Annotated in this window: 17 protein-coding genes; 9 read left to right on the plus strand and 8 right to left on the minus strand. The window is 70.9% G+C overall.

The features are described 5' to 3' along the window. Positions 1–47: 47 nt before the first annotated feature. The gene (gene glgP / locus OG257_RS12160) at positions 48–2,738 is read right to left on the minus strand and encodes an alpha-glucan family phosphorylase (RefSeq protein WP_329207212.1); all 2,691 of its coding nucleotides are present in this window, start codon (positions 2,736–2,738) and stop codon (positions 48–50) included. Positions 2,739–3,449: 711 nt separating this feature from the next. On the opposite strand from glgP, the gene OG257_RS12165 reads away from it, so the two are divergent. The 4 genes from OG257_RS12165 (at position 3,450) to glgB (ending at position 11,533) form a co-directional block, all read left to right on the plus strand. Beyond that, entirely contained in the window at positions 3,450–5,588 is a 2,139-nt protein-coding gene (locus OG257_RS12165) for an alpha-1,4-glucan--maltose-1-phosphate maltosyltransferase (protein WP_329207213.1), read from the plus strand. Next, the gene (gene treS, locus OG257_RS12170) at positions 5,585–7,291 is read left to right on the plus strand and encodes a maltose alpha-D-glucosyltransferase (protein ID WP_329207214.1); all 1,707 of its coding nucleotides are present in this window, start codon (positions 5,585–5,587) and stop codon (positions 7,289–7,291) included. Before OG257_RS12165 ends, treS begins: the two co-directional genes overlap by 4 nt. 248 nt (positions 7,292–7,539) lie before the next feature. After that, entirely contained in the window at positions 7,540–8,979 is a 1,440-nt protein-coding gene (locus tag OG257_RS12175) for a maltokinase N-terminal cap-like domain-containing protein (protein ID WP_329207216.1), read from the plus strand. Positions 8,980–9,037: 58 nt separating this feature from the next. Continuing rightward, positions 9,038–11,533, plus strand: coding sequence for a 1,4-alpha-glucan branching enzyme (gene glgB, locus OG257_RS12180; protein ID WP_329207218.1), 2,496 nt, complete (start codon positions 9,038–9,040; stop codon positions 11,531–11,533). Between the two features lie 78 nt (positions 11,534–11,611). Here the strand turns inward: glgB and OG257_RS12185 are convergent, their stop codons facing one another. Then, a complete protein-coding gene (locus OG257_RS12185; protein ID WP_329207219.1) occupies positions 11,612–12,139 on the minus strand; it encodes a DinB family protein in 528 nt (175 codons plus the stop codon). A 72-nt stretch (positions 12,140–12,211) separates the two neighbouring features. On the opposite strand from OG257_RS12185, the gene OG257_RS12190 reads away from it, so the two are divergent. Beyond that, a complete protein-coding gene (locus OG257_RS12190) occupies positions 12,212–12,547 on the plus strand; it encodes a hypothetical protein (protein WP_329207221.1) in 336 nt (111 codons plus the stop codon). Between the two features lie 30 nt (positions 12,548–12,577). Here the strand turns inward: OG257_RS12190 and OG257_RS12195 are convergent, their stop codons facing one another. From OG257_RS12195 to OG257_RS12205, 3 genes are all read right to left on the minus strand, one after another. Further along, a complete protein-coding gene (locus OG257_RS12195) occupies positions 12,578–13,798 on the minus strand; it encodes a M48 family metallopeptidase (protein ID WP_329207222.1) in 1,221 nt (406 codons plus the stop codon). Positions 13,799–13,962: 164 nt separating this feature from the next. Then, entirely contained in the window at positions 13,963–14,304 is a 342-nt protein-coding gene (gene trxA, locus OG257_RS12200) for a thioredoxin (RefSeq protein WP_329207223.1), read from the minus strand. 3 nt (positions 14,305–14,307) lie between these two features. Continuing rightward, the gene (locus tag OG257_RS12205) at positions 14,308–14,712 is read right to left on the minus strand and encodes a MerR family transcriptional regulator (RefSeq protein WP_329207224.1); all 405 of its coding nucleotides are present in this window, start codon (positions 14,710–14,712) and stop codon (positions 14,308–14,310) included. A 179-nt stretch (positions 14,713–14,891) separates the two neighbouring features. Between OG257_RS12205 and OG257_RS12210 the strand changes: the two genes are divergently transcribed. Beyond that, complete coding sequence (locus tag OG257_RS12210; RefSeq protein ID WP_329207226.1) at positions 14,892–16,352, plus strand: glycoside hydrolase family 16 protein; 1,461 nt, start codon at positions 14,892–14,894, stop codon at positions 16,350–16,352. A 7-nt stretch (positions 16,353–16,359) separates the two neighbouring features. Here the strand turns inward: OG257_RS12210 and OG257_RS12215 are convergent, their stop codons facing one another. Both OG257_RS12215 and OG257_RS12220 read right to left on the minus strand, forming a co-directional pair. Next, positions 16,360–17,595 (minus strand): hypothetical protein, encoded by a 1,236-nt coding sequence (locus OG257_RS12215; RefSeq protein WP_329207227.1) that lies wholly within the window; start codon positions 17,593–17,595, stop codon positions 16,360–16,362. Between the two features lie 167 nt (positions 17,596–17,762). Next, on the minus strand, positions 17,763–19,142 hold the full coding sequence (locus OG257_RS12220; RefSeq protein WP_329207229.1) for a cation:dicarboxylate symporter family transporter: 1,380 nt from the start codon (positions 19,140–19,142) through the stop codon (positions 17,763–17,765). A gap of 155 nt (positions 19,143–19,297) precedes the next feature. Here OG257_RS12220 and OG257_RS12225 point away from each other — a divergent pair, with 155 nt between their 5' ends. The 3 genes from OG257_RS12225 (at position 19,298) to OG257_RS12235 (ending at position 22,410) form a co-directional block, all read left to right on the plus strand. After that, entirely contained in the window at positions 19,298–20,950 is a 1,653-nt protein-coding gene (locus OG257_RS12225) for a sensor histidine kinase (RefSeq protein WP_329207230.1), read from the plus strand. Beyond that, positions 20,947–21,621 (plus strand): response regulator, encoded by a 675-nt coding sequence (locus tag OG257_RS12230; RefSeq protein ID WP_329207232.1) that lies wholly within the window; start codon positions 20,947–20,949, stop codon positions 21,619–21,621. Before OG257_RS12225 ends, OG257_RS12230 begins: the two co-directional genes overlap by 4 nt. A 165-nt stretch (positions 21,622–21,786) precedes the next feature. Further along, positions 21,787–22,410, plus strand: coding sequence for a helix-turn-helix domain-containing protein (locus tag OG257_RS12235; RefSeq protein ID WP_329215044.1), 624 nt, complete (start codon positions 21,787–21,789; stop codon positions 22,408–22,410). A gap of 104 nt (positions 22,411–22,514) precedes the next feature. On the opposite strand, the gene OG257_RS12240 is transcribed toward OG257_RS12235, so the two are convergent. Further along, entirely contained in the window at positions 22,515–23,540 is a 1,026-nt protein-coding gene (locus OG257_RS12240; RefSeq protein WP_329207234.1) for an ATP-dependent 6-phosphofructokinase, read from the minus strand. Positions 23,541–23,556: the final 16 nt, after the last annotated feature.

Here is a 23,556-nt window from a genome sequence, read left to right on the forward strand (position 1 = left end):
AGGGCCCGGCACCGCGCGGGTGCCGGGCCACCGGACATGACGAACCGTCAGCGAAGCAGTACGCCGCCCCCGTCCTCGCCCGTTGCCGCATTCGGCACCGCGACCAGTCCGAGCTCCGCACCGGAAGCGAGCAGGGGGTGCGAGGGCAGGACGCGCACGGTGTAGCCGTACGGCCCCGTGCGGTCGAGCGCGAGCGGGCCCTCGTACAGCCAGCGGTCCTCCAGATCGTGACCGCCCGCGGGCTTCAGCGGGAAGGTCTGGGCCTCCGCGATCGCGTCGCCGGAGTCGACCCGCCCGGCGACCACCTGCACCTCCACGTCGTCCGGGTCGAGACCGCCCAGGGCGATCCGGACCCGGAGCGCCAGGGTCGACCCCAGCTCCGCCGAGCCGCCGACGACGGTGTCGGCCGAGGCCTCCACGTGGTCGACGGCCACCTGCGGCCAGGCCGCGTGGATCCTGGCCTTCCAGTCGGCGAGCTGCCGGGCCGCCGCGGGATTCAGTGCCTTGCGTGCCTGGGCGGCCGGGGCGTACAGCCGCTCCACGTACTCACGCACCATGCGTCCCGCGAGAACCTTGGGCCCCAGGGTCACCAGGGTGCGCCGGACCATCTCGATCCACCGCTGGGGCAGGTCCTCGGCGTCACGGTCGTAGAAGCGCGGGGCGACCCGGTCCTCGATCAGCGAGTAGAGGGCGTTGGCCTCCAGCTCGTCGCGCCGCTCCTCGTTCGTGGCGGAGCCGTCGGCGGTGGGGATCGCCCACCCGAAGTCCGGCTCGAACCACTCGTCCCACCAGCCGTCGCGTACGGAGAGGTTGAGGCAGCCGTTGAGCGCCGCCTTCATCCCGCTGGTGCCGCACGCCTCCAGCGGGCGCAGCGGGTTGTTGAGCCAGACGTCGCAGCCCGGGTAGAGCTTCTGCGCCATGCCCATGCCGTAGTCCGGCAGGAAGACGATGCGATGGCGCACCCGCGGGTCGTCCGAGAACCGCACCAGCTCCTGGACCAGCCGCTTCCCACCGTCGTCCGCGGGGTGCGCCTTGCCGGCGACGACGATCTGGATCGGGTGCGTCGGGTGGAGCAGCAGCTCCCGCAGCCGGTCGCGGTCGTGCAGCATGAGCGTGAGGCGCTTGTACGAGGGCACCCGTCGGGCGAAGCCGATCGTCAGCACGTCCGGATCGAGCACGTCGTCGATCCAGCCCAGCTCGGCCGTGCCCGCGCCGCGCCTGCGCCAGGAGGCGTAGAGGCGTTTGCGCACCTCGGTGACGAGCTGCTCGCGCAGCCCGCGGCGCAGGTCCCAGATCTCCCGGTCCGGGACGTTGGTCACCGCGTCCCAGCGTCTTGGCGTGCCCGCCCGGCCGCCCTCGGCGCCGGCGCTGGCGGCCGTCTCGCCGACCTCGGCGCCCGCCAGCGCGTTCTCCGCGCGTTCGGTGCCGAACTTCCTGGCGCCGAGCCGGAGAACCTCGGGCGCGACCCACGTCGGCGCGTGCACCCCGTTGGTCACCGAGGTGATCGGCACCTCGGCGGGGTCGAATCCCGGCCAGAGCCCGGAGAACATCTCCCGGCTCACGGCCCCGTGCAGGGTGGAGACACCGTTGGCCCGCTGGGCGAGCCGCAGCCCCATCACCGCCATGTTGAAGAGACCCGGCTCGCCGCCGGTGTAGGTCTCCATGCCGAGCCGGAGGATCCGGTCCACGCCGACGCCCGGCAGTTCACCGTCGTCACCGAAGTGCCGGGCGACCAACTGGCGTTCGAATCGGTCTATCCCGGCGGGCACCGGGGTGTGCGTGGTGAAGACCGTCCCGGCCCTCACCACTTCCAGGGCGGGGTCGAAGTCGAGGCCGGTCTCGGAGAGCTCACGGATCCGCTCGAGGCCGAGGAATCCGGCGTGGCCTTCGTTGGTGTGGAACACCTCGGGGGTGGCGTGCCCGGTCAGCCGGCAGTAGGTGCGCACGGCGCGCACCCCGCCGATGCCGAGCAGCATCTCCTGGAGGAGGCGGTGGTCGCTGCCGCCGCCGTACAGCCGGTCGGTGACATCGCGCTCGCCCGGCGCGTTCTCCTCCACGTCGGAGTCGAGCAGCAGCAGGGGGACGCGGCCGACCTGGGCCTGCCAGATCGAGGCGTACAGCGAGCGCCCGCCGGGAAGGGCGAGCACCACCCGGCTGGGAGTGCCGTCCACCTCCCGTACGAGGGTGAGCGGCAGTTCGTTGGGGTCGAGGACGGGATAGTGCTCCTGCTGCCAGCCGTCCCGGGACAGGCTCTGGCGGAAGTAGCCGTGCCGGTACAGCAGCCCGACTCCGATGAGCGGGACGCCCAGGTCGCTGGCGGCCTTGAGATGGTCCCCGGCCAGGATGCCGAGCCCGCCCGAGTACTGGGGCAGAGCCGCGGTGACCCCGAACTCGGGCGAGAAGTAGGCGATGGCGGCAGGGAGCTCCGCGCCCTGGGAGAGCTGGTTCTGATACCACCTCGGGCCGTCCAGGTACTCCCGGAGGTCCTCGGACACGGCGGTGAGCCGCCGCAGGAACTGCTGGTCCCCGGCCAGCTCGGCAAGGCGTCCGGCGGACACGGCGCCCAGCAGGCGCACGGGGTCGGCGTCCGCGGGCCGCCAGCCCTCCGGGTCGGCGGCCTGGAAGAGGTTCTGGGTCTCGGTGTGCCAGGACCAGCGCAGGTTGCGGGCGAGGTCGCTGAGCGGTTGCAGGGGTTCGGGGAGGACGGGACGCACGGTGAATCGACGAATGGCCTTCACGTATCCCACCTTTACAGGGGACGTACGGATCCGAGGGGACGCACCACGGTGTACGTCCTCTCCGTCACCCTCGACGGTAGCGGCACGCCGCCGTACGCAACCACGGCGCGCGACCGGCTCAGTGGGTCCGGCGCCGATCGGCACGCCCGCCCCCGGCCCGGCAGTTGCACCGTGTGCGCCCTCCCCCGACCCCCGGGAGACACGTCTGCCCCGGGGGTCCCGGGCACCTCATCGACCCCGGTGGCCGCATGGGCCAGATGCGCACACATCCGTCACGGGCGATATGGCTGATTTCCCCTCGTCGCGCGACCTTGTGGCGCTTCGCACCACAAGGAAAGCTGCGGTGGTGCGTCCACGCGCCGGCCGGGGACCGGCGCGCGGCACACAGCGCGTGCACCGAGTGCACCCAGGAGTTAACACGCCGTCGGGTTGGCCGCCCGAAAACGGTGGGAAGGCTTCCCCGGTACTCAGCCCGACCACGGCTCGCGCAGCACATCCCAGGTGCCCCCGATCCGAGCACGAATCCCCCGCGCACCTGCCATTCGAGTGCCATTCGAGTGAACGCGGACAGGAGCGGCCATGCACACAGCCCGCCAGCCGACAACTGAGCAGCTACAAAGGACGCAACCCCACCATCGCGGCGCGCGCGGTCAGCCCTTCACGCCCACGCCGCGCCCCGCGCATGCCGAGCTCCAGCCCCCAGGTGATTCCATGATCGGTCGCATTCCCGTCCTGGACGTCCGTCCTCTCGTCGATTGCGGCAGACGGCCGGCCAAAGCCGTCGCAGGTGAGACCTTCCAGGTCAGCGCCACCGTCTTCCGTGAAGGCCATGACGCGGTGGCCGCCAACGTCGTCCTCGCCGATCCGAGCGGACGGCCCGGCCCCTGGACGCCGATGCGCGAGCTCGCTCCGGGCACGGACCGCTGGGGTGCCGATGTCACCCCGTCCGCCGAGGGCCACTGGACCTACACCGTCGAGGCGTGGAGCGATCCGGTCACCACCTGGCGTGGACATGCGCAGATCAAGATCCCCGCCGGCATCGACACCGAGCTGGTCCTCGCGGAGGGGGCCGAGCTGTACGAGCGGGCCGCCGCCGGCGTACCGAAGCGGGACGGGCGCGAGGCGGTTCTGGCCGCCGTCGACGCCCTGCGCGACACGAAGCGGCCGGTGGCCTCCCGGCTCGCCGCCGCACTCACCCCCGAGGTGGACGAGGCGCTCGGCCGTCATCCCCTGCGCGAGCTGGTCACCGCTTCCCGCCCGATGCCCCTGACCGTCGAACGCAGGCGCGCCCTGTACGGCTCCTGGTACGAGCTGTTCCCGCGGTCCGAGGGCGCGGGGCCGGAGCCGGCCGCCCCCGCGAAGCCCGCACGCAAGCCACGCGCCACGAAGGCCTCCAAGGCCGCCGCGAGCTCTGCGGCCTCCGGTGCCGCCGCGGCTTCCGCGACCTCTGCGGCCGCGAAGAAGCGCGCGGTGGTGAAGGCGGAGCTCCCTCCGCAGCCTCCCCGCATCATCAGCGGCACCTTCCGTACCGCCGCGGAGCGGCTTCCGGCCGTCGCCGCCATGGGGTTCGACGTCGTCTATCTCCCCCCGATCCACCCCATCGGCACCTCTCACCGCAAGGGCCCCAACAACAGCCTCTCCCCCGGGGCCGACGACCCGGGTGTGCCCTGGGCCATCGGTTCGGCCGAAGGCGGTCACGACGCCGTGCACCCCGAGCTCGGCACGCTCGAGGACTTCGACCACTTCGTCGAGACGGCCCGCACCCTTCGGATGGAGATCGCGCTGGACTTCGCCCTCCAGTGCTCCCCGGACCACCCCTGGGTGGCGGAGCACCCCGAGTGGTTCCACCACCGGCCCGACGGCTCCATCGCCTACGCCGAGAACCCGCCGAAGAAGTACCAGGACATCTATCCGATCGCCTTCGACAAGGACCTGGGCGGCATCGTCGCGGAGACCGTGCGCATCCTGCGCTTCTGGATGGACCACGGCGTACGGATCTTCCGCGTGGACAATCCGCACACCAAACCGGTCGTCTTCTGGGAGAAGGTGATCGCCGACATCAACCGCACCGACCCCGACGTGATCTTCCTGGCCGAGGCCTTCACCCGCCCCGCGATGATGCGCACGCTGGCCGCGGTGGGCTTCCAGCAGTCGTACACGTACTTCACCTGGCGTAACAGCAAGCAGGAACTCACCGAGTACGTCCAGGAGCTTTCGGGCGAAAGTTCCTCGTACATGCGGCCCAACTTCTTCGTGAACACCCCCGACATTCTTCCCGGTTACCTCCAGGACGGCGGCCGGCCGGCCTTCGAGGCGAGGGCCGTGCTCGCCGCGACCCTGTCCCCCTCCTGGGGCGTGTACGCGGGCTTCGAGCTGTGCGAGAACACCCCGGTGCATCCCGGGAGCGAGGAGTACCAGGACTCGGAGAAGTACCAACTCAAGGTCAGGGACTGGGAGTCGGCGGAACGTGAGGGCCGCTCGCTGGCACCCCTGATCACCTCCCTCAACCGCATCCGGCGTCGCCACCCGGCGCTCCAGCAACTGCGCGACGTGCACTTCCACTCCGTCGACAACGAGGCGCTGATCGCTTACAGCAAGCGCTGCGGTTCGAACATCGTTCTGGTGGTCGTCAACCTCGACCCTCACCACACCCAGGAGGCCACGGTCTCGTTGGACATGCCGCATCTCGGCCTCGACCGGCACGAGAGCGTGCCGGTGCGCGACGAGCTCACCGGCGCCACCTATCACTGGGGCAGGACTTTCTATGTGCGTCTGGAGCCGGGTGTGACACCCGCGCACGTCGTCGTCCTGCGACCGTCCCCGCCGACCGGAGGGTCACCCACGCCATGATCGTCAATGAGCCCGTCCACGACCTGTTCGAGGACACTCCCGCCAAGGACCGCGATCCCGACTGGTTCAAGCGCGCCGTCTTCTACGAGGTACTCGTCCGGTCCTTCCAGGACTCCAACGGCGACGGCGTCGGCGACCTCAAGGGTCTCACCGCCAAGCTGGACTACCTGCAGTGGCTCGGTGTCGACTGCCTCTGGCTGCCGCCGTTCTTCAAGTCACCGCTGCGCGACGGTGGTTACGACGTCTCCGACTACACCGCCGTACTGCCGGAGTTCGGCGACCTCGCCGACTTCGTGGAGTTCGTCGACGCCTCGCACCAGCGCGGCATGCGCGTGATCATCGACTTCGTCATGAACCACACGAGCGACCAGCACGACTGGTTCCAGCAGTCCCGCACGGACCCGGACGGACCGTACGGCGACTACTACGTCTGGGCCGACGACGACAAGCAGTTCCCGGACGCGCGGATCATCTTCGTCGACACCGAGACGTCCAACTGGACCTTCGACCCGGTGCGCAAGCAGTACTACTGGCACCGGTTCTTCTCGCACCAGCCCGATCTCAACTACGAGAACCCGGCCGTGCAGGAAGAGATCATCTCGGCTCTCCGCTTCTGGCTGGACCTCGGCATCGACGGCTTCCGCGTCGACGCGGTGCCCTACCTCTACCAGCGCGAGGGCACCAACTGCGAGAACCTCCCCGAGACCCACGGCTTCCTCAAGCGGGTCCGCAAGGAGATCGACGCCAACTACCCGGACACGGTCCTACTGGCCGAGGCCAACCAGTGGCCCGAGGACGTCGTCGACTACTTCGGCGACTTCCCGGCCGGCGGCGACGAGTGCCACATGGCGTTCCACTTCCCGGTCATGCCGCGGATCTTCATGGCCGTACGGCGCGAGAGCCGCTACCCGGTCTCGGAAATCCTGGCGAAGACCCCGGCGATCCCGTCCGGCTGCCAGTGGGGCATCTTCCTGCGCAACCACGACGAGCTGACGCTCGAGATGGTCACGGACGAAGAGCGCGACTACATGTACGCGGAGTACGCCAAGGATCCGCGGATGCGGGCCAACATCGGCATCCGCCGCCGCCTCGCGCCCCTCCTGGACAACGACCGCAACCAGATCGAGCTGTTCACGGCGCTGCTCCTGTCCCTGCCCGGCTCCCCGATCCTCTACTACGGGGACGAGATCGGGATGGGCGACAACATCTGGCTGGGCGACCGCGACGCCGTACGCACCCCGATGCAGTGGACGCCCGACCGCAACGCCGGCTTCTCCTCGAGCGACCCCGGGCGGCTCTACCTCCCCACGATCATGGACCCGGTCTACGGCTACCAGGTCACCAATGTCGAGGCGGCGATGGCCTCGCCCTCGTCGCTGCTGCACTGGACGCGGCGGATGATCGAGATCCGCAAGCAGAATCCTGCCTTCGGCCTCGGCTCGTACAGCGAACTGCCGTCGTCGAATCCCGCCGTGCTCGCCTTCACCCGCGAGTACAAGGACGACCTCGTGCTGTGCGTCCACAACTTCTCGCGGTTCGCGCAGCCCACGGAGCTCGATCTGCGGGCGTTCAACGGGCGTCATCCGGTGGAGCTGATCGGCGGGGTGCGCTTCCCGGCCGTGGGTCAGTGGCCCTACCTGCTGACTCTCGCGGGGCACGGTTTCTACTGGTTCCGGCTGCGGAAGGAAGCTCCGGTCGGCTGAGCGGATCTGACGGACAGTCGACGGCGCCTCACTTTCCGGCGCCACCCGCGGGGCGGTTTCCGCCGCCCCGCACGGGGCACTCTCCCCACATATCGAGCTCTTCCGGGCTCCTGGAGCCCATCGGGCCCATCTGTCGAGTCCGTACGGACTTTCCTCACCCGACACGTCCCGCACAGCCGGACAGCCATTGCCGCAATCCGGGACACTCTTCGCATCCTGTGGTGTGCCCGGGGAAAGGACGCGATGCCATGTCGGAGGCTGCATCCACTCGAGTCGCCCTGGCCAAGAGCACAGCGAGAATCGCAAAGAGAAGAACGAACACGCGGACGACGGCGCTTCTCCCGTCGCTCACGCCCCTGCTCCACGAATGGCTCCCCCGGCAGCGGTGGTTCGCGGGCAAGGGACGGCCGGTCACCGGCTTCTCCCTCGTGGCGGCGACCGAGATACTGCCTCTGGACACCGCCGGTACAGGACCCGGACTGCTGCATCTGCTCGTCCGGGCCCACCAGCCGGACACGGCCGCCCAGGCGCACGGCGACTGCTACCAGCTCCTGCTCGGCGTACGCACCGCCCTGCCCACGCGGCTGACGGCGGCCCGGATCGGCCAGGTCACGGACGGCCCGCTGGCGGGCCGCACCCTGTACGAAGGGCTGCACGACCCGCGCGTCGCCGATCTCCTGCTGGAACGGCTCCGTCGCCCCGGGACCCTCGGTCCGCTCCGCTTCGACCGGGCGGCACCGATCCCCTCGGGCCTCGCTCCCCGTTTCCTGGACACCGAGCAGTCCAACTCCTCGCTCGTCTACGGCGACGCCTACATCCTGAAGATCTTCCGCCGGGTCTTCCCCGGCGCGAACCCCGATCTGGAGCTGCCGCTCGCGCTCAGCCGTGAGGGCTGCGGGCGGGTGCCGGCGCCGGTCGCCTGGTTCGAGGCGTCGACGCCCGACACGGCCACCGGGGAGCCGCTGACCCTCGGGGTGCTGCAGCCGTTCCTGCGCGGTGCGCAGGACGGCTGGCAGCTCGCCCTCGCGTCGCTCGGCTCGGGGCGCGACTTCGTGCCCGAGGCGCATGCGCTCGGCCGGGCCACGGCGGAGGTGCACACGGCGCTGGCCGCCGCTCTGCCGACACCCGCTCTCGCCCACGCGCAGACCAGGCACCTGGTGGCGGGGATGGTCGAACGGCTGGAGGCAGCCGCGCAGGCGGTTCCGGCACTCGTGCCCTACGTACCGGGTCTGCGTACCGCCTTCGACGCCGTCACCGCGCTGGGGCACACGGGCCGCAGCTGGGCCGCGCAGCGGGTCCACGGTGATCTGCATCTGGGCCAGACGCTGCGCGGACCCGACGGTTTCTGGTCACTGATCGACTTCGAGGGCGAGCCGGCCAAGCCGCTGCCGGAGCGCCGCAGCCCCCAACTCCCGGTGCGCGACGTCGCGGGGATGCTCCGCTCCTTCGACTACGCGGCCCGCTCGCACCGCCCGTGGAATCCGGAGTGGGCGGCCCGCTGCCGCGCCGCGTACTGCGAGGGCTACGCACGGGGCGCGGGAACCGATCCGCGCAGCGAGCCGGAACTGCTGCGCGCCCATGAGACCGACAAGGCGGTGTACGAGGTGCTGTACGAGGCCCGGCACCGCCCCGACTGGCTGCCGGTTCCGATGGCGGCCATCCAGCGCCTGGCCACGACGACCGCGTGAGCCCGGCACCCACCCCCCTTCCCTCCCTCCTCACCTCACCTCCTAGGAGGCAGTCCCTGTGACCGCCCGCAAGCCGTCCCGCAAGTCGTCCGAGCCCATCGAGGTCCCGGCCGCTCCCCAGCCGGTCACCACCGAGATCACCGCCCCCCAGTCGGTCACGGCCGACATCAAGGCCCCGTCCACCGCAACCACCGAGCCCGCCTCCGCTGCCGCCTCCGACCCTGCGGCCCCCGCGTCCCCAGCAGGTCGTTCCAAGCGGTCCCGGGCCAAGCAGTCGGCGTCCGCCGCCAAGGCGCCCAAGGCGCCCAAGACGCCCAAGGCCGACGCCGACGCCGCCACTGCCCCGCCCCGCCCCCGGCGCGGCGGTGGCAGCAAGGGCGCCCTTCCGGCGACGGCCCTGGACGACGGGGACCGGGCCCGGCTGCTCGCCGGTGAGCACCACGCCCCTCACGATCTGCTCGGCGCGCACCTGACCCGCGGCGGGGTCGTGGTCCGTGCGCTGCGTCCGTTCGCACGCTCCGTGTCCGTCCTGGCGCAAGGCCTGCGGGCGGAACTGCAGAGTGACGGCGACGGCTTCTTCTCGGGCGTGCTCCCCACGCCGGCCGTCCCGGAGTACCGGCTGCTGGTCGCGTACGAGGACAACGAGATCGAGGTGGAGGACCCGTACCGCTTCCTGCCCTCGCTCGGCGAGCTCGATCTGCACCTGCTCGGCGAGGGCCGGCACGAGGAGCTGTGGACGGCGCTCGGTTCGCAGCCGATGGAGCACCAGGGCGTCGCGGGCACGCGCTTCACCGTCTGGGCGCCGAACGCGCGCGGGGTCCGCGTCACGGGTGACTTCAACTTCTGGGACGGCACCGGCTTCCCGATGCGTTCGCTGGGCTCGACCGGCGTATGGGAGCTGTTCGTCCCGGCGATCGGCGAGGGCACCCTGTACAAGTTCGACATCTGCCGCCCCGACGGTTCGCACACCCAGCGCTCCGACCCGATGGCCCGCTACGCGGAGGTACCGCCGGCGAACGCCTCGGTCGTCACCGCCTCGCACCACGAGTGGCAGGACAGCGACTGGATGGCGCACCGCGGCGACCGCCCGGTGCACCAGGCCCCGTTCTCCGTCTACGAGGTCCATCTGCCCTCCTGGCGCCCGGGACTGAACTACCGCCAGCTCGCCACCCAGCTGCCCGCGTACGTGAAGGACCTCGGCTTCACGCACGTCGAGCTGATGCCGGTCTCGGAGCACCCCTTCGGCGGCTCCTGGGGCTACCAGGTCACCGGCTTCTACGCGCCGACGTCCCGCCTGGGCACTCCGGACGACTTCCGCTTCCTGGTCGACGCGCTGCACGCGGCGGGCATCGGCGTCCTCATGGACTGGGTGCCGGCGCACTTCCCCCGCGACGACTGGGCGCTCGCCGAGTTCGACGGCCGCCCGCTGTACGAGCACTCCGACCCGAACCGGGCGGCGCACCCGGACTGGGGCACCCTGGAGTTCGACTACGGCCGCAAGGAGGTCCGCAACTTCCTGGTCGCCAACGCCACGTACTGGTGCGAGGAGTTCCACATCGACGGCCTGCGGGTCGACGCCGTCGCCTCCATGCTCTACCTCGACTACTCCCGCGAGGACGGCCAGTGGTCGCCGAACGAGCACGGGGGCCGGGAGAACCTGGATGCGGTCGCCTTCCTCAAGGAGATGAACGCGACTGTCTACCGGCGCAATCCCGGTGTCGTCACGATGGCGGAGGAGTCCACGGCCTGGGACGGCGTCACCCGCGCCACGGAACACGGCGGCCTGGGCTTCGGCCTCAAGTGGAACATGGGCTGGATGCACGACTCCCTCGTGTACATGTCCAAGGAGCCCATCCACCGCAAGTACCACCACAACGAGATGACCTTCTCGATGGTGTACGCGTACAGCGAGAACTACGTGCTGCCGATCTCGCACGACGAGGTGGTGCACGGCAAGCAGGCCCTGGTGAGCAAGATGCCCGGCGACTGGTGGCAGCGGCGCGCCAACCACCGCGCCTACCTCGGCTTCATGTGGGCCCATCCCGGCAAGCAACTCCTCTTCATGGGACAGGAGTTCGCGCAGGGCGCGGAATGGTCCGAGGGTCACGGACCGGACTGGTGGCTGCTCGACGAGACGTACGAGGCCTCCGGCGACCACCGCGGCGTACGCACCCTGGTCACGGACCTCAACGCGGTGTACGGAGCGCTGCCGGCGCTGTGGCAGCGCGACACGGACCCGGGGGGCTTCTCCTGGATCGACGGCGGCGCGGCGGAGGACAACGCGTTCGCGTTCCTGCGCTACGACGCGGACGGCTCGCCGCTGCTGGCGGTCTCGCACTTCTCCCCGGTGGTGCGGCACGACTACCGGCTGGGCGTACCGGGAGGCCCGGAGGCCTGGGTGGAGATCCTGAACACGGACGCGGCCCGGTACGGCGGCAGCGACGTGCGCAACGAGGATCCGCTGAAGCCGGAGGACGTACCGGCCCACGGCAGGGAGACGAGCGTGACGCTGACGCTGCCGCCGCTCGCGACGGTGTGGTTCCGGCCGGCCTGACAGCCGGAACCACGGATCGGAGTCGGGGCCCCGCGGCCGAGCCGCGAGGGCCCCGTCCCCCACCGCTCGCTCACCGCTTCAGTCGCCCGTCACCCCGTCGGTCCGCTCCCGCAGCAGGTCGGCGTGGCCGTTGTGGCGGGCGTACTCCTGGATCATCAGCAGGTAGACCCAGCGCAGGCTCAGGGGGCGTCCGCCCGTGGACGCGAAGACCTCGTCGAGACCGTGCCCCGCCACCGCCGCGTCGCAGGCGGCGACTTCGGCCCGGAAGAGTCCGAAGTCCCTCTCCGCGCCGGCCGGGTCCGCCCCGTCGAGCCCCTCGTTCCCGTCCGAGGGGCCCGCATGGACGTCACCGATGCCCTCACCCCTGAACTGCCTGCGGAACCACCAGCGTTCGACTTCCGCCATGTGCCGGACCAGGCCGAGGAGCGAGAGGTCCGAGGGCTCCACAGCCGTCCGGGCCAGCTGCTCCGGATCCAGTCCGGCGCACTTGGCCAGCAGGGTCTCCCGGTGCCGGGTCAGCCAGCCCTCCAGCATACGGCGTTCGTCCAGCGTGCCCAGGCTGCCGAGCTGCGCCGTACGCTCCACCTGCGGTGCGGTCCATGTCATGGACTCATCCTCCGTACGGCCGCACACGACCACCAGCAGGCGCGCCTCGTCCGGCCGGATACGCTCCCGCCCATGACACAGCCCACCCCGCCCGCGGCACGGACCGGCGCGCCGCCGGACGGACCGAAGCAGCTGTGGGGCATCGCCACGGCCTCGTTCGTCGTCTTCCTCGCCGCCTGGGCACTGAGCTGGATCAAGGCGTACGCGATCAACGACGACCTGCCCAACGCCTGCGGCGACGTGCGCAGGCAGGTCTTCCCTCCGGAGGTGACGTGCCTGTCCGGAAGCGGCGCGGTCACCGGCGCGAACGCGGGATGGATCGAGGTCGTCTTCTTCGCCTCGTTCGCGGTGGCGGTGCTGTTCGGGACCCTGGCTCTCGCGGTGGCCATGGCCGTCCGCAGGAGGTGACACGGGGGCGGCCGAGCCGTGCGCGGACGTCTAGTCGCCGCGCACGATCTGCCGGGCCACCTGCCCGCGCGCGTCGGCGAGTTCCGCGGCGATCCGTCGCTCCCTGCCGTTGTCCGTCACCACGGCCGCAGGCGTGGGCGCACCCGCGAGCAGGCACTCACGGCGCAGATGTGTCGGCGGATGGGTGTCGTCGACGCTGTGCCCCCTCCGGGCACCGACCCGCCTCTGCCTCTCGTACTCGTGCTCCGGGATCGACTCCATGTGTGCCGCGAGCAGCTCCCACAGACCGTCCGTCGGCTCCTCGGCCCGGCCGCCGCCGCGCGGGCGGGTCCGGAGCCTGTTGCTCTCGCGACGCACGGTGATGACGGCCGAGTCCGCGACGAGCAGCCGGTCCAGGAACGCCACGGCCGCTTCGGTGGAACCGGCGCGGGCAGCAACGGAGTCGGCGAGGTACTCGGCACGCTGCTTGGAACGCAGGGTCAGCTGGTCGAGCAGCATCAGCATGCCCAGGACCAGCGACCGGGGCGCCAGGTAGACCAGGTTCGCCAGCATCTCGAGCGGCGCCGGATCCTCGGTCGGCCGGAGGTAGTAGTGCCAGGTGGCCAGCGAACGGTACGCGGTCGCGAAGACGATTCCGCGCCGGGTGTCACCGTTGCTGTAGTGCCCCAGCTCATGGCCCAGCACGGCGATCCTCTGCTGGGGTTCGAGTGTCTCCCACAGGGGCACACCGAGGGTCAGCAGACGGCGGCCACGTACTCCGCAGGTCCGCACGCCCGCGTTGAAATCGGCATCGACCGCGATCACGTCCACGCTCCTGGTGCCGGCCACCTGAGCGATCTCGTCGATGAGCCCGTACAGAGCGGGCGCATCGGTGCGGTACAGCAGCAGCCCGTCCTTGGGCAGCCGGGGTATACGCGGCCGCAGACTCCAGGCCAGCGCCAGGAAGAAGAGCCCCGCCACCACCGGGCCAGGGCTGCCCCATCCGCCCACCACGCACCAGATGCCTCCTGCGGCCAGGGCCACGGTCACACCGTGGACCACGAGTGCGATCCCGTAGGCGAGGAGAGCCGGTCGGTCCCTCCCCGGGCGCAGCGTCCCGCCCGCGCTCACTTCGGCGAGCAGCCGCTCGCCGTGCCGGCCGGCGAGGGTACGGCGCACCCTCGCGAGCCGGCCCTGCTGTTCTTCCTCCGGCCCCAACGGGTCCACGTTCCAGTCGCAGTCGCCGCACCAGGCCGGGAACCGGCTGTCCACCCTGATCCCGGATCCGCACTCCGGGCACTGCTGAGTTGTCTCTCCTGCGTGTGTGCGCACCGGAGCCTGCTCCCCATCCCCACGGCCTCTCCCCCGAGGCCACCCGTTTCCGACCCGGCGAAGCTGATCACGTGGCCGGAACCGAGTAAAGCCCGAGCGTCCCCCTACACCGCCGCGAACACGTCCTCCAGCTCCTGCAGCAGCCGCCGCTTCGGGCGGGCGCCGACCATCGACTTCACCGGTTCGCCGTCCCGGAACACCATCAGCGTCGGCATCGACAGCACCGCGTAGCGGCTCGTGATGCCGGGGTTGGCGTCCACGTCCAGCTGGACGATCTTGATGCGGCCGGTCTCCTCCGCCGCGATCGCGCTGAGCACCGGGGCGAGCTGGCGGCAGGGGCCGCACCAGTCCGCGGTGAATTCGACCAGGACCGGGAGGTCCGCTCCCAGGACCTCCTCGTCGAATGTCGTGTCGGTGACCTCTGCGACACCTTCTGCGTGGATCATCTGTCATCCTCCCAGTTCACATCGTGGTTCGGGGCCGCCGGGCCGCTCGGCCGCGGCCTCCAGTTCGGCGCGTGCCAGCTGTGCGCCCACCTCCGTACGGACCGTCCGCAGCTGCCCGATGAGCGAGTCGAGCTCGTCGAGCTTGCGGCGGTAGACGGCCAGGGACGCGGGGCAGGCGTCGCCCGCCGGGTGGCCGGCGCGCAGGCAGTCGACGAAGGGGCGGGTCTCCTCCAGGTCGAACCCGAAGTCCTGGAGGGTCCGGATCTGCTGGATCAGCCGCAGGTCGCCCTCGTCGTAGGTGCGGTAGCCGTTCTCCGCGCGGCGTGCGTGCAGCAGGCCTCGCGACTCGTAGTACCGCAGCGTCCGTGTTGTCGTCCCGGCGCGTTCGGCCAGTTCCCCGATTCGCATACGGCGACGGTAATCCTTGACGTCGGCGTCAAGGCAAGGGACCGGACGGGAGGGGGCGCCCGGCCCGTCGGGGAAGTTGAAGCGGCCAGGGCCATTGACGGCCGCCCCCGGTGCCTCTAAATACTCTTGAGAGCGCTCTCAAAAGCAACCTTCCCCGCACGCCCCCACCGGAGGTTCCCTTGCGTACGAGCCGCACGATCCCCCACAGACGTACGACCGTCCTCTCCGCCCTCACCGCCCTGGCCCTCACCCTCGCCGGGGTGATCACCGTCGCCGGATCCGGGCCCGCCCGTGGTGACGTGCCGACCACCCCCGGGTGGAACCTGCAGTGGAGCGACGACTTCAACGGCGCGAACCGCAGCCTGCCCTCCTCCGCGAACTGGCAGATCGACACAGGTCACGGCTATCCCGGCGGCCCCGGCAACTGGGGCACCGGGGAGATCCAGAACTACACCGCGAGCCCCGACAACGTCAGCCTCGACGGCAGCGGCAACCTCCGCATCACCCCGCTCCGCGACGGCGCGGGCAACTGGACCTCCGGCCGCATCGAGACCAGGAGGGCCGACTTCAAGGCCCCGGCCGGCGGCACCCTGCGCATCGAGGGCCGCGTCCAGATGCCGAACGTCACCGGCAACGCGGCCCTGGGCTACTGGCCCGCCTTCTGGGCGCTCGGCTCCCCCTACCGCGGCAACTACTGGAACTGGCCGGGCATCGGCGAGTTCGACATCATGGAGAACGTCAACGGGATCAACTCCGTCTGGGGCGTGCTCCACTGCGGGGTCAACCCGGGCGGCCCCTGCAACGAGACCACCGGCCTCGGCAACAGCCGCACCTGCCCCGGCGCGAGCTGCCAGTCCGCCTTCCACACGTACCGCTTCGAGTGGGACCGCGCCGTCACCCCCAACGCCCTGCGCTGGTACGTGGACGGCCAGCTCTTCCACAGCGTCACCCAGAGCCAGCTGGACGCCGGGACGTGGGCGAACATGACGGACCACGCCGGGTACTTCCTCCTGCTGAACCTCGCGATCGGCGGCGCCTTCCCGAACGCGCTCGGCGGCTCGACCCCGACCGCCGAGACGGTGCCGGGCCGACCGATGCTGGTGGACTACGTGGGCGTCTGGACCAAGGGTGGCGGCGGGACCACCGACCCGCCCACCGACCCGCCGTCCGGCTCCTCCACCCTCGCCCTGCGCAGCGCCGGAGGCCTGGGCGCCGCCCAGTCCGCAGCCTCGTCGGTGACGGTCGCCTCGGCGGGCGGCGGCAACTACGACGGCACCCCGCACAGTCCGCAGACCTTCACCGCGACGGGCATCACCCGGGCGTACGACGGTGGCGCCACCCAGTTCGACGTGTTCGCGGACTCGGGCACCACCGTTGCCAACGGGCAACAAGTACGGGTGAGTTACGACCGCACAGGTGACGGGACCTGGGACCGCACGGAGACGTACAACTACTTCGCCACCGATCCCGTCAACGGGTACGAGCACTACACCCAGGCCAAGGGCCTCAAGTCCTCCACCGGCAGCCACGGCAACCTGGCCAACGGCACGGTGAAGGTCGAGATCTGGAACGCCATCGGCAACGGTACGGGCACCGTCGGCGTCGGCAACCAGTCGGTCGTCCACATCCCCTACGGCTGATCAGGGGTCAGGAGGTCCTGAGGTAACAGGTGTAGGAGCCTGTCACCGTCGTCTCCGTCACTCCTCCGCTGTTGCTGAACTCCAGGTTGGAGGCGCCCACGAAACTGAAGCCCTCCGCGTAACGGCCGCCGCGCCGCCAGTCCTCCGGCGCGGCGGCAGACGCCCGCTCGCACTGCGCCCTGCCGTACCCCTCGGCGCTTCTGTCTTCCTGCGTCCCCGGGAAGGTCCTGTCCACCTTCACCTGGGCCAGTACCCGCAGTTCGTGCTTGCCCTTGCAGTCGACGGGCCTTACGACCACCGTGGAGCCGAGCCCCGTGTCACTGCTGGTGGCACACCGGCCCTTCTTGAGCGTGGCCACGGGAGCCAGCGCCGTGCGGGCGTCCACGACCGGCTCGCCGCTGCTGTCCGGGCCCTTGCCCTTCACCGGCTTGCCGAAGGCGCTGAGTTCGTACGCCGCGTGCAGCCGCTTCACATGGACGAGGGCCATCCGCTCGTGCAGACGGGCCAGGACGGGCCCGAGGTCGGCATCGGCCGAGGCCAGGCGGCCGTCGCCGTCCAGACGCACCGTCAGCTGGACGGGGTCCGTTCCCCAGTCGCTCTGCAGGCTCTGGAGGTCACGGGGGAGCACTTCCGCGGCGACCTCGGGAAGCACGGTCACCCGGTACACCCGGCTGCCGTCCGCCCGGCGCTCGGGCTTCTCCCTGGGAATCACCCGCGGGACGATATCGGCGAGGGTCCCGCTGTACGGGGCCACGTCACCGGCTGCATGCGCCGCGATCACACCGGTGGTCTCGCCGAGTTCGTTGACGGCTTCGGGGGTGTACTTCAGCCAGGCGGAGTCGCCGTTGCGGACGTAGACGTCGTCCTCGGCGGTGGCCACGGTCTGCTCTCCCTCGGGGGCCGATCCCTGGAGGGACTCCAGGTCCTGCTCCGGGAAGCGCGGGTTCGCCCTGAAGCCGAGCTTCGCGAGCGACGTCCCCCGCTCGTAGTCCTGGATCCCCTTCGCCCGGTGCACGGCGTCGCCGCCCGCCGCCTCGTAGGTCAGCGTCGACAGGAAGCCGGCGGTGCCCGCGTCGCGGGTGGCGTCCGTCGCCGCTTGGAACTGCTCGGCGAGCGGCAGCCCGTAGACCGTCCTGCCGGGGTCGGGCTGCTCCGGGGCGCCGCATCCGGCCATGGCGACGATGGCCGGCAGCAGCAGTGCGACCGCGGCTCCCCGGTGTCGTGCGGTCTTCAGTGTCCCCACCCCTTGTGCCTGGTCAGGACACCTCTTGCGCCTGTTCAGAACAGCGATACTGCTCGGGCCTGCCACACGGCACCAGCACGGAATGATCACGCTGTCCCCACGCCCGTCGCGGGACATACGCGAGCGGCCGGTACGGGACCTCCCGTACCGGCCGCTCGGTTCGCTCGTTACGCCTTCACCAGCGAGGGCTGCTCCTCGCCGCCGTCCCTGGACCCGGGGACGAGCGCTTCCGGGGCGTGCGGCTCCGCGGGGCCCTCGTCCACGATCATCTTCTCGTCGAACGGCAGATGGCCGGAGAGGACCTCGTCCACCCGCGCCCGGTCGATCTCCTTGGTCCAGGTGCCGACCAGCACCGTGGCGACCGCGTTGCCCGCGAAGTTCGTCAGGGCGCGGGCCTCGCTCATGAAGCGGTCGATGCCGACGATCAGGCCGACGCCGTCGACCAGTTCGGGGCGGTGGGACTGCAGGCCGCCCGCGAGGGTGGCCAGCCCGGCGCCGGTGACGCCCGCGGCGCCCTTCGAGGCGATCACCATGAAGATCAGCAGCGAGATCTGCTCGCTGATGCTCAGCGGGTCGCCCGTCGCGTTGGCGATGAAGAGCGAGGCCATCGTCAGGTAGATCGCGGTGCCGTCGAGGTTGAAGGAGTAGCCGGTCGGCACGGTGATGCCGACGACGGGCTTGCTGATGCCCATGTGCTCCATCTTCGCGATCAGCCGCGGCAGGGCCGACTCGGAGGAGGAGGTGGAGAGGATCAGCAGGAACTCGCGGCCCAGGTACTTCAGCAGGGCGAAGATGTTGACCCCCGCCACCACCCGCAGGATCGCGCCCAGGATCACGAACACGAAGAGCGCGCAGGTGACGTAGAAGCCGACCATGATGATCGCGAGGGACTTCAGCGCGTCCACGCCGGTCTCGCCGACCACCGCCGCGATCGCTCCGAACGCGCCGACCGGGGCCGCCCACATGATCATGGCGAGGATGCGGAACACGAGGCGCTGGATGTGGCCGATGCCGCGCAGGACCGGTTCGCCGGCCGAACCCATGGCCTGCAGGGCGAAGCCCGCCAACAGGGCGATGAGCAGGGTCTGCAGGACCTCGCCCTCGGTGAAGGCCGAGACCATGGTGGTCGGGATGACGCCGAGCAGGAAGTCCACCGTGGACTCGCTCGCCCCCGCCGCCTGCTCCTCACCGGCGGCGCGTGCCGCGTCGGTGAGGTGGAGGCTGGAGCCGGGCTCCAGGATGTTGCCGACGACCAGGCCGATGGCCAGGGCGACGGTCGACATCACCAGGAAGTAGCCGAGGGCGAGACCGCCGACGGCGCCGACCTTGGCGGCCTTGCGTACGGAGCCGACGCCCAGCACGATCGTGCAGAAGATGATCGGCGAGATCATCATCTTGATGAGGTTGACGAACCCGGTGCCGATGGGCTTGAGCTCCACGGCCACGCCCGGTGCGATGAAGCCGACCGCGATGCCCAGCACCACGGCGGCGATCACAGCCAGGTAGAGATAGTGCGTTCGGTCCCGTCGTGCGACTTTCTCTGCCACGGTGGTCTCCTCGGGGTTTGCGGTCGCTCCCCCGTCCCAGGGGGCCCCGGTGACTATTCACTTCCCTGTGACCGCGGTCACCCTTGCGTTCATATCGTTCACGGACGCTTTCGAGCCACCTTGGGCCGGTGGGTGCCGCCGTGCAGACTGGGGCCATGCGCCTGTCCCGTACGCTCCCCCGCAGTCTGGCCGGCCAGCTCTTCGCGATGCAGGCCCTGCTCGTGGCCGCGGTCGTGGCCGGGTGCGCCTTCTTCGCGTACGCCTCCGGCCGTGCACAGGCGGAGGAGACCGCGGACCGGCAGGTACGGGCCGCCGCTCTCGCCATGGCCGGATCCCCGTCCGTGCGGGAAGCGATCCGTACCCCGAACCCCACCGCCGTACTCCAGCCGTACGCGGAGCGGGTCCGCGCGGACACCGGGATCACCTTCGTCACGATCATGGATCCGAACCGGGTGCGCTGGACCCATCCGCACCCCTCGGAGATCGGCAGGACCTTCATCGGGAACACCGCCCCGGCCCTGCGCGGTGAGACCTTCACGGAGACGTACACCGGCACCCTGGGGCCGTCGATACGGGTCGTCACACCGATCCGTGACGGGGGCCGGATCGTCGGCCTGGTCAGCGCCGGCATCACCGTCGACCGGGTCTCCAACCAGGTACGCGAACAGCTCGGCGCCCTGGGCATGGCGGCGGGCGCGGCGCTGGCGCTCGGCGGGCTCGGCACGTACGTGATCAACGCCAGGCTGCGCCGGCACACGCATGGGATGAACGCCCGCGAGCTGGGCCGGATGCACGATTACCACGAAGCCGCCCTGCACGCGGTGCGTGAGGGGCTGCTGATGCTGGACGGACAGCGCCGGATCGCGCTGATCAACGATGCGGGCCGGGAGCTGCTGGGACTGGCACCGGGTTCGGTCGGGCGGAAGGTCGACGAGCTCGCCCTCCCCCGGCCGCTGACCGGGGCGCTCCTGGCGTCCGAGCCGCGGGTCGACGAGGTCCATCTGACCTCGGACCGGGTCATCGTCCTCAACACCAGCCCCGTCGTGGGCGGGGAGAAGCGCGGCACGGTGGTGACGCTGCGGGACCACACGGAGCTGCAGGCCCTGTCGGGCGAGCTCGACTCGGAGCGCGGCTTCACGCAGGCACTGCGCTCGCAGGCGCACGAGGCGGCCAACAGGCTGCACACCGTGGTGTCACTGATCGAACTGGGCCGGGTCGAGGAGGCGGTGGACTTCGCGACGGCGGAGCTGGAGCTTGCGCAGGTCCTGACCGACCGGGTCGTCGGGGCGGTCGCCGAACCGGTGCTGGCCGCGCTGCTGCTCGGCAAGGCGGCGCAGGCCAACGAGCGCGGTGTGGAGCTCGTTCTCGCGGAGGACAGCCTGATCGACGACGGGGCGCTGCCACCGGCTCTCGCGCCGCGTGATCTGGTGACGGTCCTGGGCAATCTGATCGACAACGCGGTGGACGCGGCGTCGGAGACGGGAGCGGGAGGCGGAGGCGTGCCCGTACCCGCCCAGCGCGGCACGACGCGGCCACGGGTCACCGTCACCGCGCTGACCGACGACGGTGAGCTGCTGCTGAGGGTCGCCGACACGGGGCCCGGAGTCGGCCCGGACGACGTGGACGAGGTGTTCCGGCGCGGCTGGACGACGCACGGTGCGGACCGCGGGCTCGGGCTGGCGCTGGTGCGGCAGGCGGTCCTGCGCAACGGCGGGACGGTGGTCCTGGGCCGGGCGAAGGACGGCGGCGCGGAGTTCACGGTGCGGCTGCCCCTGACCGGCCGGCCGGCGCAGGCGGTACGGGCATGATCCGGGTGCTGGTCGTGGAGGACGACCCGGTGGCGGCCGACGCCCATCAGCTGTACGTGGGCCGGGTACCCGGCTTCGAGGTCGCCGCCGTCGCGCACACCCGGGCGGAGGCCGTGCGGGCGCTGGACCGGATGCCGGTGGATCTGCTGCTGCTCGACCTGTACCTGCCCGACGGACACGGGCTCCAGCTCCTGCGGGCCCTGCGGGCGGCCGGGCACGGTGCGGATGTCATCGCGGTGACGTCGGCGCGGGATCTGGCGGTGGTGCGGGAAGGCGTGTCGCTCGGGGTCGTGCAGTACGTGCTGAAGCCGTTCACCTACCCCACCCTCCGCGACAGGCTCGTGCGCTACGCCGAGTTCCGGGCGGCGGCCGGTGAGGCGAGCGGCCAGGACGAGGTGGACCGGGCACTGGGAGCGCTGCGGGTCGCGCACCCCGCGGCGCTGCCCAAAGGGCTGAGCGGTCCGACGCTGGAAGCGGTGACCCGGGCCCTGCGGGAGTCCCCGGACGGGGTGACGGCGGCGGCCGCCGGGGAGGGGCTGGGGATCTCCCGGATCACCGCACGCCGGTATCTGGAGCATCTGGTGACGGCCGGCCGCGCCGAGCGCCGGCCGAGCTACGGCCATGTGGGGCGGCCCGAACTGCGTTACCGGTGGGTGGCTGAAACTCGCTGACCGCCCGGAGGCCCTGGGAACGATCCTCCTAGGAGGATCATACGAAGGGTGAACTGTTAGGAACAGCCTGTAGCCAGGCCGTTCCCGTGCTCCTACGGTGGGGCCGTGCAACCCACTCCGCCCTTCAATGCCCCCGCCGCCCGCCGCCTGCGCGAGGCACTGGGAATGGCTCCCGGCCATGTTGCGTACGGGCTCGGCGCCCAGTACGGACTCCAGATCACCGCCGAGACCGTGATGGCCTGGGAGCGCGGTGTCGCCCTGCCCGGCGAACGCGAACTCATGGCGCTCGCCGGTGTGCTGTGGTGCGCGCCCGGTGAACTGCTGGCCGCCGCAATCACCTTGCGCGAGCACCGGCTGGCCCGGGACATCAGCGTGGACGACCTCGCGCGGGAGCTCGGGATGACCGGTGCCGCGTATCTGCGGATGGAGGAGTCGGGCCGCTGGCGCGGCAACGAACGCCAGGGCATGGCGCTCTGCGAGGCCCTGGACATGTCGGCCGCGCAGTTCGTCACGGCGACCGGCCGCAACGAGGAGATGGCGGAGCTGCTGAACAGGGCGGTGACGACGCGCTGGCAGGCGTACGTCCGGCCGGTGGCCAAGCTCGTACCGCTGGACCGGGTCCTGGTGCAGGACGTGCTGGAGCAGTTGCAGACCGACTACCAGGCCCTGATGGTGACGACGCTGAGCTGGGACAGCACGGGCCGGGATCGGTCCGGGGCGTCGGGTGACGCCGGTCGGGCGTTCCTGGACCGGGTGGTCGAGCAGTTCTGGCGCACGGCGGGCATCTGAGCCCGCCCGTGCCCCGGCAGCTCTCCACCCGGGGAACGGCGCGGCCGGGCCGTGCTCCGACAACCGGAACACGGCCCCGGGCCGGATGACCGGCCCGGTTCCGGTCAGAAGACCGACTCGGCCTCGTACATGCGGTCGCTGGGCACGGTCTTCAGGCGGGTGACGGCGTCCGCGAGCGGCACCATGGCGATGTCGGAGCCACGCAGGGCCGTCATCCGGCCGAAATCACCGCGGTGGACGGCCTCCACCGCGTTCCACCCGAAGCGGGTCGCGAGCACCCGGTCGTACGCGGTCGGCGTGCCGCCGCGCTGCACATGCCCGAGAATGACCGGCCGGGCCTCCTTGCCGAGCCGCCTCTCCAGCTCGACGGCGAGGCGGTTGCCGATGCCCTGGAAGCGCTCGTGGCCGAACTGGTCGATCTCGCCCTTGGCGTACGCCATCGAGCCCTCGGCCGGGTGCGCGCCCTCGGCGACGCAGATGACGGCGAACTTCTTGCCGCGTGAGAAGCGCTCCTCGACCATCTTGACCAGGTCCTCGACCTGGAAGGGCCGCTCCGGGAGGCAGATCCCGTGGGCGCCGCCGGCCATTCCGGACTCGAGCGCGATCCAGCCCGCGTGGCGTCCCATCACCTCGACGACCATGACCCGCTGGTGCGACTCGGCGGTCGTCTTGAGGCGGTCTATGGCCTCGGTGGCGACGCCCACGGCCGTGTCGAAGCCGAAGGTCCGGTCGGTGGCGGAGATGTCGTTGTCGATCGTCTTCGGGACGCCCACGACGGGCATTCCGGCGTCCGACAGCATCCGGGCGGCCGTGAGCGTGCCCTCGCCGCCGATCGGGATGAGGGCGTCGATGCCGTAACGGCGGGACAGTTCCTCACAGTTCTCGGCGGCCTCGCGCAGCCGGTCGCGCTCCAGCCGGGCGGAGCCGAGGATCGTGCCGCCGCGTGCCAGGATGCCGCTCACCGCGTTGAGGTCGAGGGGCCGGAAATGCCCGTCGAGCAGCCCCTTGAACCCGTCCTCGAAACCGATGACTTCATCGCCGTGACCCACGACGGCACGGTGCACGACCGACCGGATCACGGCGTTGAGGCCTGGGCAGTCGCCGCCTGCGGTGAGAATTCCGATGCGCATCGTGCTCTGTCTCCTG

This window comes from Streptomyces sp. NBC_00683, assembly GCF_036226745.1.
Taxonomy (GTDB): Bacteria; Actinomycetota; Actinomycetes; order Streptomycetales; family Streptomycetaceae; genus Streptomyces.